The organism is Methanosarcina sp. 2.H.A.1B.4 (assembly GCF_000979385.1).
In the GTDB taxonomy this organism is placed as follows: Archaea; Halobacteriota; Methanosarcinia; order Methanosarcinales; family Methanosarcinaceae; genus Methanosarcina.
The window spans coordinates 1-14,280 of record NZ_JJOV01000052.1; the positions used below are offsets into that span (position 1 = coordinate 1).

The window sequence follows — 14,280 nt, forward strand, 5'->3', positions numbered from 1 at the left end:
AATAATGAATAGAATGCAAATTTAATAAAGTTGAAAAGTTCCAGTTTAACAACAGACGATTATTATATTATTACTACCAGTAATTGTAGGACAGCCTGTTAAGGGCGGGGTATTCGTGACCCTCCGCACTCCCGATGTAATAAAAATACAGAATATGAATTTGCAGCAGATGAAAGGTGTGAAAGAATGGCTCCTTAGAATTATTTCTGGTTCTATGGAGTCAAATTTCCTCTTTTCTGATTTTCTTTCCTTATTCCTCTTTCCTGCTGTCCGTTTCCTGCAAGTGCCGAATTACTCAAAGCGGGGGTTAAATAACCTGCTTAAAGGCATTTTCCCTGCTTCTTTTTTCCCACGGAGTCTTCTGCGGGGCTGAGGTAGAACTCCCCCTGATTGTCGATTCCATCGATGGTGTTCTTTATAGTTATTGTGTAGTTGCCCGAGGGAAGGGATTTTGTATCATAACTGAATTTGAAATTCCCTTTCTTGTCAGCTTTTGCAGCTTCGTATCTGGACTCGAACACAAGACTGACATTGCCCTTTGGATTCCCTTTGACATTTCCATCGATTTTCACGAAATAGTTCATCCAGGAAGGCACTTTCGACTGGGAAATTTCCGCAACACCTTCTGAGGCATCAGCATGCCTGGAGAACCATTTCCCCTTCTTTACCCTTACATTGATGTCCTTTACTTCAATGCAGTCATTTTCTCCACTTGCGTTGACACTAAAGAAACTTTTTCCTCCACGTACAGCCGGGGGAATCTTCAGATTGTTTATCTGATAAATGTAATTTTTTCCTGAAACCGGAACAAGTTCTTCATGCAAAATGGATACTTCAATTATTTCTTTAGATCCTGCCTCTCCGGAGATCTTTATAATGTCTCCTACACTGGGATTTTCCGAAGATAGGCTCCAACTTGTAATATCTGCAGATGCAGGTGCTATTAAGATTCCTGCGGTTGCACAAAACAAGATTATCATAATGAGGTTCTTCCTCTGAAATGCGTATTTCAATATAAATCCTCCAATTAATGTTTGCCTGGCTCTTCATGCAGACATAATCAATAATATTTTATGAGTTGGGATTCCTCATAATTATCTTTGAAAAGCATTTTTATTATTAGATCACACTTCATTAGTTTTAAAATTTTTGCTTACACTGAACTGCGAGTAACACTCTTTAAAACTTTAGACTATTTTGTTTTGACATTGTGTTAATACAGAAGGGAAAACCGGATAAAATTCCTGGAGCTTTTTCTATAGAACCCGGGGCCAGGTAAATCATGTAAAGCCTGACCAGTGAGACTCTTACCTGTGATATTCTTATAGATCAGGTAGAAATCAGAAGGGAAACAACCGCGGTTCTTGAAATCGAAGTAAAAATAAGGGATTGAAGGAATTGTTGTATTCAGCCGGTTTTCATATATTAAATTTTTAGATATTCTTCTCCATTTTTCCAGGGTTTTTGTGAAGAAGATTCAATTTATTTAATGATAGTTATGGATTTTTGAAGTCTGAGTTTAGTGATCTTAGTTCAGTATGATTAATTCATAAGGCATAAATACTTAGCAGCAAAAATAGGTACTGTTGAGTGGTTCCCCTTCTGGGAATTATCGCCCTCTACGAGTAAGCATACCAAGCCCCCAAATGGTATCAAATTTTCTTTCAAAAATACTCCCCGTATTCTAACCCCCTAACCGCTCAACACCCTTTTTTCAGGCACAGGCTTTCAAAAAGCATTGTAATATTTCTTTTTTCGGACTGCATAACTCCTGGTTTCTTCTGTCTATTACTCTCAGTACATACAAAAACAGAAGCTACATACCTCATCAAAAACTTCTAACAGGCGACCTTAATTTATTTCAGGCTGTACTTTTTTTCTTTTGAAATTGTTTTTGACTTTATCCTTACCGCCACTGCCGGACCGGACATTCACATCATCACTGGCTGGAACCTCAAACCCCTATAATTGATTCAGCGCGGCTTTTGCGGATAGATTTTTCATGAAATGACCCCAAGCAAACACAGTTTAGCGTATGACTTTCAGGAGCCTTTCAGGTTCCTTGTGGATCTGGCAGTTATCAGCCTGATTGAAAATAAAACTCTGGAAAATAAGGATTTCATCAGGACAGAAAATTACAATCTCAGGCTTAAGCCTACAGGAGCCAGGAAGATTGTTAATGAGTTTTCAAGTATGGTAAATAAAAAAGTAAGTTACCAGGGAAAAGAAAGTACCTGGAGTTATGTTATCTTTTTGAAGGTAAGGGAATTAGCCCACTATCTTACCAGCAAAAAGGAAAAACTGGACTTTGTTAAGCCTGAGTATGAAATTGAGAGAATTGATTCTCAAGAAATCAGACAAAAAATTCTCAATATTTCTTATGTTGATTGGAAAAAACTAGGGTTTTCCAAAGGTACTTTGCATTACATGAAGCAGAATGCAAAAAGTGATAAACCTTTTACCCTTAACAGCCATGTTTTAGAGAGGGTTAAGGCTTGGGAAAACTTAGTTTCTGGGGGGCAGATTAGGGTTTAAGAAATTTAATTTTTAAGTTTTTGGGGGCAAGTTTTAAGGATAGAGAGGTAGATTTTAGATTTTGGGGTTAAGTTTTAGGATTAAGGGTTAAAAAACGAAAAAAAACTGAGTTTTTTTTACAAAATGTTTTTAAACTTTCTAAACCTTTTTTCAAAAATTTTTAAATACTTTACAAGAATCTTGAACCTAAAATTATTTTCTTTATAAGTAGAAGAATGCATAAAATTCACAATCCAGTTTTGAGTTAAACAACATTAAACAATCAAGTTAAACAACTAAATAAATATGCTAATAGAGAGTAAAGAAACAAAAAAAAACTATGACTAAAATTTTGTGATTGCTTGAAAGCAGAATATGCACATGTTGCAAAGAAACACATGAAAAAAGATTTTCACTTAATCATATTTAAAAAAAGCGAAATAAGGATCTTTTATTTAGATCCCTTTAAGAGTATCAACTACTAGTTTAGCCTGCTTGGTATATCTATGATCAGAACCTAATTTTTGTTCGAATATACTTAGAGAGTGTTCTGACAAGGGTAAAGCGTAATCACGCCTTCCAACGCATCCGTAAATAATTCCGAGATCCAACGATGTTATTGCGAAATCAACGTGATCAGTTCCTAGAGTTTTCCCGCGAATATCAAGTGCTTGTTGGCAAAGTGGGTGGGCTTTATCAAATTCTTTTGTATCTATATAGAGCCTTCCGAGGTTGTTCATAATTAATGCAACTGTGGGGTGCTCTTCTCCCAGATGATTTCTAGCTATATTTAAGGCTCTTTGATAAAATTCTAGTGCTTCATCGTAATTTTCCATTTTTCGATATGTCTCTGCTATGTTATTTAATGTGTTCACAAGAATCGAGCTATCCAATCCCAAACTGCGTTCAGTTATTTGTAAGGCTCGTTGATAAGCCTCTAATGCATCATCGTACCTAAGCATATATTGATAAGTAGCTCCTAAGTTGGATAATGTTTGTGCAAATGCTATGTGATCTCCCTCAAATTTTTCTTCTGCAATTTCAACTGCCCTTTGATTGTATTTCAATGCCCCTTCAAGGTTGTCCATTATAGTACAGAGTACTCCTAAACTAGACAGATTTTTTGCAACTATGGGATGTTTAGGACCAAGCTTTTTTTCTCTTATATTAAGTGCTCTTTGAGCAAGGGCAAAGGCTTCTTTATAATTACCTAGTTGCTGATGAATCACTGCTAAATTTTCTACTGTTATAGCAACTTCGAGATCTTCTTTCCCCAAAAGAGTTTCTCGGACAGTTAGAGCTTCTTGGCATAGCTCCTTTGCTTTGCTGTACCGACCTAAGTACTGATAAGTTAGCGCTATATTTTGTTGCAGAAGTGCAATATAAAGAGGATCTTCATTAACTATATTTTGAATCATTTTCAAGGAATTTTGTTGCAATGTAAGTGCTTTTTCATACATCCCAATACTCAGATAACAGTTTGCTAAATCGTTAGTTACCATTGCAATTGAATGATTGTCAACTGCAAGGTTATTATTCTCCAAGACTTTTTTACCCATATTTTTTTCAAATATTTTTAAAACTTGTTGGTAATAAGTAATTGCCTCATTATATCTACCTATATCTTCTTTTATAAAGGCTAGCCTTCTTAAAAAAACTCCAAAGTAAATATTTTCAGGTCCGGATTTTTCTTTAAATGCTTCTACAAAATCTTCATAAATTGGATCGATGGTTTTCCAATATCCTGCTTTGTCAAATGGTTCAATATATTTGATAACCCATACACCTAATTCTGCGAATTTTAATGCTTCTTTTGCATGATAGTAAGCTTCGATTAATGCTATTTCATGTTCTTGGGTGATTGATTTAACATCGATGTCTTTAATTTTGTTACTATAGTAGTTATGTAAAAATAGATGGACTTCTTTTCTATATGTCGGATCTTGATGTTCTTGAAGACTTTTCCTCATTAGCTGGTGGAGTGAAAAATTCCCATCCTTAACCTCTTTGATAAAAGAATACTTAATCAAGTCTTGAAATTCATAAATTGAATAATTTGGATTGAATTTTTCTATTAATATTTTGAATAGATTTCGATCCCATGAGTTTGGAGCCGAGAGCATATAAAGAGTTCTTTTATCATTATTGTCCAGATATTTTACAAACTTGTCAAAAACCTCTTTCTTTGTATCTGTAAAGTACTTGGCTTCTGGTTTTTTGCTTCTACTGATTTGCTCATAGGTATCAACAGATAGATTAAGGTAATATGGGACTCCTTCACTCGCTTTAACTATTATATTTCGAATGTCTTTCTCTTCTATACCACATTCTTTTAAGAATTGTTCACTATATTTTTCAGGCAGATCCTCTATAGGATACTCTTTCATACACATTTCCCAGTCTTGCTCATCTTCTACCCATGATGATTTTATTTGTTCTCTCCCACATATTACCCATGAAACTCCTAGCATATTAGGAATTAGGCATTTTCGTATCCATTTGTCTTTTTCACTGAAACTCCCTATTCCCCGCCAGTCTTTCCATATAGCTTCATAAGTATCAATAAAAATACAAGCTCTTGAACTAGTACCAAAGTTACTTGTAAAATCTGCAGCAAAAATACCGGGCAATATCTTTTCGATTTCATGAGCTTCCATAGATTCAAGTTTTTTAATGTCTATAGGTAGCTCTCCAAAATGTCTTCTGATGTTCCCAGGGGCATGGTTTATAATGTCAGCTATCTGTTTCACAGGTATTGATAAAAAAGGTCCAAATGCGGTTTCATTAAGAGCATTTAGTATATCGTAAAAAAATCCATCTTCTTTAAGCATTGGGTATGTCTCTTTATTTAGTGGGATATCAGGCCGACTTTTTTTCGAGAATATGGCATGGGCCAAATTAAACTTATAAAACTTTACATTGCGTTTTTTCTGAATTTTGTTCCTGAGTGCTATTAAAAAAGTACTCACATTTCTGTGAGTATCGTTTTCCAAATCCATAGATACCCAAAGCATTTCAGGATATTCCGTGTTCAGTATATTTTGCAACTTATGTTGCAACTTGCTTTTACCAATGCCTGCTATACCATAATAAAATAGAGCATTATAATCTTGATTATTATAGTTTTGGATAAAGTTTTTAAAATTATAAATGCAAGTTTCGCGATCAACAAAAACCCTTTCCTTCCTAAAATAATCAGATGGATGAAGTGCCATTTATAAAAATCTCCACAAGCTTAATCCCCGTTTTTACTTAGAAACTTCTGATACATTATTAGTTGATCTATATTACATTTCAGAAAACTTTAATATATTAGTGTGATTATTTTATTGTAAACTGGTTAATATTTCTGCCAGTCGTTTATACTATGCGTTTCTAAACTCAATTATTCTATATCCTATGGGAATTTGAACGAGCTCATCCAAAAACATAGTTTTAAGCTTTAAGTTATACCATTGTCTGGTATTGGGTAGTAGATAGGCCTAGAGAAACTTCATAATCAATCTGTTAGCAAGGTTCCAGACAAACGCATCAAAGCATTAGGACACTTAAAATTAATATAATCGTTTTTGGTGGATATAATATCAGTATAATTAAACACAGAATACATATTTATGTTTTTTTTGATATTTATGATAATTTAACAGGTATATTTAAATAGTAGAACAGATAACATGTTTCTTGTGAACATATATGAGAAGAAGGGTAATTTTAAACATTGATGAAAAATACGATCATAAGTTGAGCGCAATGGAAAATAGATATGGCCTTGATAAGGGTCAAATAGTTGAAATTGCCCTCAAAAGAAGCATAACGGAAATAGAAAATAGTCTTAAGGAACTGATACCAATCGACGTTCAAGAAAAAATCACCAAAAATGAAGACGCGCAAAAAGAAGGCACATTAGTCAACCAAGAAGAAGACTTTACATGGGACAATGAGGACACTCTAAAAAACCCAATGTCGGTTGGTGTAAAAACTTCTGATTTCAATGTAAGCTCATGGGAACCTATGACAATTGAATTACAGTTGTCAAATACTGACGTAAACAGCAAACACTTAACAATTCCAACAAGATATCTAAATCTTTTCCCATCAAAGTTGCCAAATTGTAGAGGAGACCATTACAAAGAGAGAGATAAAATGTTTACGCTTATTGATGGAAACTATGAATATGAAACCCACATAGAAGGTGCAAACAGGTTGCCACATATAACAGGTATTTTCCATAAACATCCAGAACTACAGCCAAAAGATAGGGTATATATTGACATAATTGAACCAAAGAGGCTATATCGTTTCAGGACTGAATAAATTTAAATTTTCAACACTTTTATAAATGAAATTTCAAAATTAAAAAAATTTGGTCAAAGCAACTTTTGGGAATAGAGCATATGTAACAAAACATGAAAACACCAAAATTTATAAACATTCAAATTTTTCTAAAATTTAGAATTGAAATTTAAAGTGTATTTTCGAAAACTATACTGTTGATGTTTTGTAGTTACGTAAAAATTATACTTTTTTACAAAATATATGCATAAAATAAAAATTAATTTGGGTTAGTCAACTTAAAAAACATATACTGTTATTATATTACAGTAATGCACAAAAAATTCTGGATATTTATTGAAGAAATTTATAGAAATAACTTGTATTTTTGAGTTAAACAATAACCAAGTTAAACAATAACCAAGTTAAACAACAAACAAGTTAAACAACATCTAAGTTAAACAACATCTAAAAAATTAACTGTTGTGCAAAATTCTCACAAAACAGCGTATACTTTTTTATTGTTATATATATCCCAGCCTTTTAGTGCGAGGGACGTGATTCGAACCCTGAACTCTTTAGAATCAAATTTAAAACTCCATTCTTCTCTCAGGACAAGAACTCACCATCAAGCTAATATTCCTATATCAAGAGTTTTTTCATTTTTGCTTCTAAACCAGCCCTAATTAGGTTGTGCGTTAAAAACAGATACTCCTTAAATTAGTTACAGAAACTACATTGGACTATATATCGTCCTTACTCCAATTAAGTAGAAACATTTCCTAATAAATAAATAGTTAGCGAGAAAATTATTGAACGTTGAGTGGGTTCTGGAGAGTAGTTATGCCTCCGCGAGCATTATACTTTAACCCAGGTACCATTTTTTTCAGTTTCGATATTCCAGTATCCTTTCCGGAACTCGCTCAACACCTATTTTGAATTATACCTCAACTCCAGCTTTTTCAGGTGGAACTGTGTGAAGGCTTTCAGGTACTGCGGATAAGCAGCACCTGTTTGAGCGTGTTTTCAGTAATTTCTTATCTTTGTGGGGAAGGAGATTTTCAGACCCCTGAAATCTCGTAGAACTTTTCCATGTCAATGTTTTGCTCAAATACACTTGCGAGTTCGTCATAGGCGTCTTTTTCGCTTACGACCTCTTCAGGCGTGTACTCAAGCCCCTTTTTCTCGCAGAGATATTGAACAAGGGCATTTCTTATATTCCCGTTATCAAAGAGGCCGTGAAGATATGTGCCGATAACCAGGCCATCTTCATCAATGGCTCCATCGTCTCCGAAAACGGTGCGGGCTGAATCCGTAACTCCCATATGGATCTCGTAACCTTTAATATCTTCACCATCTATGAGGTTCAGGATGGGACCGTGGCCGTTAACTTTCTTTGTTACCTGGACTGTCCTCTTTTCATAGGCTCCGAATCTGGTCCCTATATCCAGGAGGCTGAGGCCTTCAAACTCGGCTTCGACTCCGTTTTCCACTCCTGAGTCAAAGATGGTCCTGCCAAGCATCTGGTAACCGCCGCAGATCCCGAAGATTGGGATTTTTCCTTTGAAGGCCTGGATTTTTTTGTCCATGCCGCTTGCCCTCAGGTCGAGAAGGTCATTGACCGTGTTCTTCGTGCCGGGGATCATGATCGCATCAGGGTTCCCGAGTTCTTCGTCAATGTCTACGTAACGGACTTTTACAAGTCCCTCAAGGGGTTCGAAGTCCGTAAAATTAGAGATCCTGGGCAGGCGGATAACTGCGATTTCAATTTCATTTTCTGTCTTTGAACCTTCTTTATCCCCGAGTGAGACCGAATCTTCTGAGGGGATGCGGAGCTTGAAATGGGGAAGGACTCCGAGCACCGGGATTCCGGTTTTTTCCTCAAGCTGCTTAAGTCCGGGCCTCAGGATTTCAGGGTCTCCCCTGAACTTATTGATTATTAACCCTTTGACGTTCTTCTTTACATCTTCGGGCAGAAGGGCAACCGTGCCGTAAAGGCTTGCAAACACGCCTCCCCTTTCAATATCTCCCACAAGGATTATGGGAGCCTGAGTGAGCCTGGCAGTACCTATATTTACGATATCCCTTTCATAGAGGTTGATCTCTGCAGCCCCTCCGGCTCCTTCCATAACAATGATGTCGTGTTCTTTCCAGAGCCTTTCGAGAGCCCCTTTAAGGACTGCATGCATCTCCTCAATGGAATCGTAATACTCGCCTGCACTCTTGTCAGCATAGGGTTCGCCCAGCAGGATTACCTGGGAAACACGGTCCCCTTTTGGCTTCAGGAGGACAGGGTTCATGTCCGCAGTGGGTTCTACACCTGCGGCTTTTGCCTGGATTGCCTGTGCAATCCCGATTTCCTTTCCGTCTTTTGTGATCCAGGAATTCAGGCTCATGTTCTGGGCCTTGAAGGGGGCAACCCTGTAGCTTCTGGACAGGATCCTGCATATGGCAGTCACAACTGAACTTTTACCAACATGAGATGCGGTTCCCAGGATTAAGAGGCTTTTCTTCTCCATTTTTACCATACCTTCTGGTCGAACACGTGTTTTTTATATAATTCAGGTGGAACTAAAAATATCATTAAAACCGACAGTGAGATTTTTGTTCCCAAAGCGATAAATCAAGTAAACTTGCTTAAATTAAATAATTGTCATCTTATACTTCAACTAAAGAATAAATACTTTCGGATTCGCTGCAGGTTTTGTTTATTTAGTTCAAAAAATTATTTATTTCTCAAATTTTTTATCTGCTCAACCATCTTTCCTTTAATCTTTATTTTGTGACCCCTATTAACCGGTTGATTATCCCTAAATTTCTGGCTCCTGGTTTTTTTCTCTGTTATTTCAGGCTTCTTATTTTTTCTCTGTTATTTCAGGCTTCTTATTTTTTCTCTGTTATTTCAGGCTTCTGTTTTTCTCTGTTTCTACTTGCGGGCTGGAGAGAATAATATGTTAATCCATATGTTTATCCGGCTGCATTTCTTTTAAATAAGATCAGAACAATCTTTTTGTTATTGAATCGGGGAAAAGAGACCATGAAAGCCGTGCTTTTCTTTCTTGTTTTATTTCTTATTTCGGTCCTCCCGGCCTCTGCAGCAGATGCCTCTCAGGTCGATGGAACAGGTTCAGCCCGCATAGCCGAACTCTACAGCGACCTCGAGTCCTTTGATGTAACTCTCTACTCAAGCCAGCCGGAGGAGAACCTGACCCTTGAGGTCTCTCTGCTCAGGCCGGAAAGGGGGAATGAAGAGGTCATTGCTGAACAGGCATTTTCAACTGGCAGTTTTCCTGCGAATACGATGGTCATGAAAGTCGGCTTCTGGGAGATCAGGAATGCCGAACGCGGGGCTTACACCCTGAAGGCAAAGCTTCTGGAACAGGGGAAGGTGCTTTCAGAATCGGAATCTAGTTTTGTTTACGGCAGCAACTCCGCTTCCAGACTTCAGGTCGATGACCTTGTCCCCAACTCCGAAGGGATCACTGTTGCGCTCTCCCCCAACCAGGCTTCACTTTTTGATCTCGAATACATGCTTATAGATGGGCACGATGTCATTTACAGTACAAAAACTGAAAAGGCATCCCTGACAAATTTCCCGGAAGCTTTTTCCGCATCCTGGGGTACACTCCTCGAAAACAATAAAGAATATACGGGAAGGGTGAAGGTCCGGGTCTATTCCCCCAGTAGAGGTTTTATTGCATCAGCAGAGAATTTCACTGCCAGAGACGATGCAGAGATTACTGATATCTATCAAGATGAGACCGGAGCAAGTGCAACTGTTTTAGGGCGTTCCCAGGTGCCTTTTGAAGGAAGCCTGGTTTTTTCCGTATATGAACTGCAGGGAACCTCAGGATCTGGCAGTTCCGTGTTTGTTGAATCCGTCCGGGAAAGAGTCCCCGTACTGCTGAATGATGATGATGAGACCGTTGAGGTTGCCTGGAAAGAAAGGCTCACGGAAGGGGTCTACAGGCTTGAGATCGAACTTTTCGGCAACAATGGAGATGTTATCGAACGCAGGGAAACCATTATTGAGTCCGATCTTTCCCCCTCAAATGCAAGTGAGGTAAGCCCCGGCACAGGGAACGAAACCCCGGGAGAAAACGGTGGAAACGGCATCCCTGGCTTTTCGGTTGCTGCCGGAGTTGCAGGGCTTGCCATGATTTTCGCCCTTTTCAAAAAGCTGCATTAAAACCCGTTTGTGTAAAAGCACAGATGTACCACAGATGTACCACAGATGTACCACAGATGTACCAATCAGGAAAAAATCCTGAACAACATCCGAATAAAGCTCAAAACAGCAAAAAAAGCTCAAAACAGCTAAAAAAGCCAAAAAAGCCGTGAATCCCATGCGCTATGAACTCTTTATTGCCCTAAGGCAGATCCGGGCAAGAAAATTCCAGACTCTCCTTTCGGTAGGCGCAATAGCTCTTGCTGTGATGGTACTCACGGTTTCCCAGGCTCTCATGGTTGGTTTTACAGGGGAGCTTTACGACACTACCGTAAACAAACTCCCTCAAGTCTCGGTCTCTCCGCAGGAAGGTGAAGATCACATCTATCTCTACAGGAATCTCATGGAGGAGATCAGTTCAATCGAAGGAGTTACTGCAGTTTCTCCTTTCCTTACGGGGCAGGCTTCTTTCCGGTTCAAGGACAATTCCCTCAATGCTGAGCTTAAAGGGGTGGTCCCTTTAAAGGAAAATGAAATCAGCTCGATTGAAGAAGATATTGTTGAAGGCAGTTTCCGGGAACTCGAGTTCTCAAGAAATACAGTGGTTATCGGCTCAAGGCTGGCAGATAAACTTGAAGTTAATCTGGGCGATTCCGTAGATGTATCTTTTCCGAATGCAAATCCTCTTTCTCTTAGAATTGTGGGGATTTTTCATACTGGCTCCCCTCTGGACGAGTCTCTGACCTATACTTCCCTGGATACTGCCCAGCAATTCTATGATGTCCCGGATGTGGTTAATGGCATTTCAGTCCGGCTCAGGGATTTTAATACGGATCGGGAAATCGCAGCCGAGATCGGGAAAACCGGTTATAAGGCAAAAGGCTGGACCGAGACCAATCCTGCAATCCTCCGTACCATTGCTATCGAAAGCACTTCAAACAATGTTATATACGGTCTTATTATTGTCATAGCCTCTTTTGGCGTGGTCAGTACCCTGAACCTTTCGGTTATCGGTGCAACGGGCCAGATAGGCATGCTCCGCGCTATGGGTGCCCCGGTCTCAAGCATCCAGAAGATCTTCATTCTCCAGAGCGGGATTCTTGGCCTGCTGGGCGCCCTTGTCGGTACTTTTGCAGGAGTCCTTATAGCCCTTGCAATAGGCGGATATGAAATCCCGGCAGCTTCTTCAGATGTCTACGGGGGTATTACCTTTATTCCGATTGTTGTCCGCGCTCAGGACATCGTGTTAATTATTGCCGCTGTTTTCCTGCTGAACCTGATTACCGGAATTTATCCTGCGCGACAGGCGGCGAAGCTGGACCCTGTAAAAGCAATAAGCACAAGGTGAAAAAAACACAAGGTGAAAATTCCGGAGGTTACGTTGGAGTACATTCCGGAGGTTACGTTGGAGCACATTCTGAAGGTTATGTTGGAGTACAAATATTTGCAGATAATGCATAAGATTTGTTGACAGTAATTCTTCATAGCTGCGGAATTCAAAGAACTTTTGAAACTATAATGAGTGTTAATATGAAAAATGAGCGGATATGAAAGTCAAGCATTGGATCTGCATGTAAACAGAGAAAAGTTTAGAGATGAATGGGTTTGGATAATACCAGAAGTGGTTTGAATAAGAGCTGAATGGGTTTGGACAAGAAATGAATTGATTTAAATAAAAAATGAATTGATTTGAATAAAAAATGAAGTGATTTGAATAAAAAATGAAAGTTGTTTGAATAAGTAATGAAAGGATTTGATCCAAAAAAAGAGTGCGAGGGGAAGGAAATAAATCCTTAAACGATGACCAATGAAGAAATAATAAGTAATTTACAGCCTTTCCTCAACTCATTCTTCCATTATTCCTTTGCCTGATCTTTTCTGGTCAGATCTTCTGCATTTACTTCTTTTTTGAATTTTCAGGAAGTTTTTTGTCAGGAGTAACTCCGTAATATTTCGTCCTTGCAGCTCCCCAGATACAGCCGTTTTTCCCGAATATCTTCAGTTCGAGGTTCTGGATAGATTTGCAGACACTGTTACCTGATCTTGCTCCTTTGCAGACAATACAGAGTTTTTCACAAAAAACAGGGGGATTCCCCTTATTTTCAACCATTTCCTCGCCCCCGATTATTCACATTCTTCAGATATTGCACCAGTACTTCTCATAATACCTCAGCAGGAAACCCTTAAATCTTTAGATTTAGCGGGTAGTTGACTAATGTACTTATTTGACCGGGTGCCTATATGAAGAGTATTTTGATCAAACCATTTTATTTCAGGTATATTTTCCTTTCACAGAAGTTTCTTTCCAGCTGCAGGACCGGGGGCACACTGGAAGACGTCGCTGATCCTGACTTCTATGAGGGTTTTTGCAGGAAGACCTGGCTTTGCAGCATTCACGATTGCTTTCATCTTATCGAATTTTTCGCCTGAACTGATAATTGCAGCTTCTCCTTTTATCTGGAAGCAGCCGCCTGTTTCCGGTCCCCATACATAGATTGCGACATTTGGGTTTTCTTCCAGGTTTGCCAGGGATTTAACCATGAAGTTGTCTGCAATCCAGATGGTCTCATCATCTACAAGCTGACAGAAACCTATAGGAACTACGTTAGGAACTCCCTCTTTTGAAGCTGTGGCAACAGGAAAGATCTTTACTTTTGAAAAGGCAGTTTTCATATCTTCATTTAACTTTACCATAATATTTCACCATCAGGATGATTTGCAGTACAAATTTATATATTTAAGCGTTAGAATTCTGTACCTGAGGAGTTATTTGTGTATTTTAATGACCTGTTAGGGCAAAAACCCGTCTAACAGGCTGTCTCAAAACCATACATGATCTTACATTTGGGTAAGAAATCTCGGAATACTTATCTTCTTTAAAAATATATATTATATAAAATGTATATTTTTTAAATAAATTAATTCAGGTGTTTCACCAGGTTCAAAAGGTACGATCAAAAGCAGCAATTTTTACTTCCCTTAAACTTGAGCCTTTTTACCTCCATTCTGCAGGTCGACATTAGATTTTGAGACTTATTAATGATGGCGTTTTTCCTACATTATGAAAATATGTATATGATTTAAAGCTGGTTAACATATGCCCTAAATCTCACGACAATATATCTCCAAAATAGCAAATAAATTATTTTTCATAGTTTAATTTTCATAAATATTCATAAACATTGATTTTTTTAAAAAAAGTCTCCATATACAAAATTAACCTGCAAAGCAAAACAGCCTTTAGGTTATGATAACATATCTTTTGAGTAATACTAAACATTTTATTTTCAGACTAACAGATGGCTGAATATTTTTCAAACAGAGAA

The 14,280-nt window shown here is 38.0% G+C and carries 9 protein-coding genes and 1 pseudogene; 5 read left to right on the forward strand and 5 right to left on the reverse strand.

What is annotated here, in order from left to right; all coding sequences use genetic code 11:
* Positions 1 to 320 precede the first annotated feature (320 nt).
* Positions 321 to 1,013 (reverse strand): hypothetical protein, encoded by a 693-nt coding sequence (locus EO92_RS08160; RefSeq protein WP_052734309.1) that lies wholly within the window; start codon positions 1,011 to 1,013, stop codon positions 321 to 323.
* A 994-nt stretch (positions 1,014 to 2,007) separates the two neighbouring features.
* Here EO92_RS08160 and EO92_RS08165 point away from each other — a divergent pair.
* On the forward strand, positions 2,008 to 2,535 hold the full coding sequence (locus tag EO92_RS08165; RefSeq protein WP_082107984.1) for a CRISPR-associated endonuclease Cas1: 528 nt from the start codon (positions 2,008 to 2,010) through the stop codon (positions 2,533 to 2,535).
* Between the two features lie 434 nt (positions 2,536 to 2,969).
* Here EO92_RS08165 and EO92_RS08170 read toward each other — a convergent pair whose 3' ends face one another.
* Positions 2,970 to 5,729 carry a tetratricopeptide repeat protein gene (locus EO92_RS08170; RefSeq protein WP_048170746.1) on the reverse strand — a complete coding sequence of 920 codons (2,760 nt, stop codon included), beginning with the start codon at positions 5,727 to 5,729 and terminating at the stop codon, positions 2,970 to 2,972.
* Positions 5,730 to 6,207: 478 nt separating this feature from the next.
* Here EO92_RS08170 and EO92_RS08175 point away from each other — a divergent pair, with 478 nt between their 5' ends.
* Positions 6,208 to 6,828, forward strand: a complete 621-nt coding sequence (locus tag EO92_RS08175) for a hypothetical protein (protein WP_048170749.1) — start codon at positions 6,208 to 6,210, stop codon at positions 6,826 to 6,828.
* Between the two features lie 1,019 nt (positions 6,829 to 7,847).
* Here EO92_RS08175 and EO92_RS08180 read toward each other — a convergent pair.
* Entirely contained in the window at positions 7,848 to 9,305 is a 1,458-nt protein-coding gene (locus EO92_RS08180; RefSeq protein WP_048170819.1) for a cobyric acid synthase, read from the reverse strand.
* Between the two features lie 518 nt (positions 9,306 to 9,823).
* On the opposite strand from EO92_RS08180, the gene EO92_RS08185 reads away from it, so the two are divergent.
* The 3 genes and pseudogenes from EO92_RS08185 to EO92_RS17090 all read left to right on the forward strand — a co-directional run.
* Entirely contained in the window at positions 9,824 to 10,975 is a 1,152-nt protein-coding gene (locus EO92_RS08185; RefSeq protein ID WP_048170751.1) for a hypothetical protein, read from the forward strand.
* Positions 10,976 to 11,132: 157 nt separating this feature from the next.
* On the forward strand, positions 11,133 to 12,302 hold the full coding sequence (locus tag EO92_RS08190) for an ABC transporter permease (RefSeq protein WP_048170753.1): 1,170 nt from the start codon (positions 11,133 to 11,135) through the stop codon (positions 12,300 to 12,302).
* Positions 12,303 to 12,394: 92 nt separating this feature from the next.
* Positions 12,395 to 12,584 (forward strand): annotated as a pseudogene (locus tag EO92_RS17090) (hypothetical protein); the annotation flags it as partial.
* Positions 12,585 to 12,851: 267 nt separating this feature from the next.
* Here the strand turns inward: EO92_RS17090 and EO92_RS08195 are convergent.
* Positions 12,852 to 13,064, reverse strand: coding sequence for a hypothetical protein (locus EO92_RS08195; RefSeq protein ID WP_048136213.1), 213 nt, complete (start codon positions 13,062 to 13,064; stop codon positions 12,852 to 12,854).
* A 179-nt stretch (positions 13,065 to 13,243) separates the two neighbouring features.
* Complete coding sequence (locus EO92_RS08200; protein WP_048137605.1) at positions 13,244 to 13,648, reverse strand: pyridoxamine 5'-phosphate oxidase family protein; 405 nt, start codon at positions 13,646 to 13,648, stop codon at positions 13,244 to 13,246.
* Positions 13,649 to 14,280: the final 632 nt, after the last annotated feature.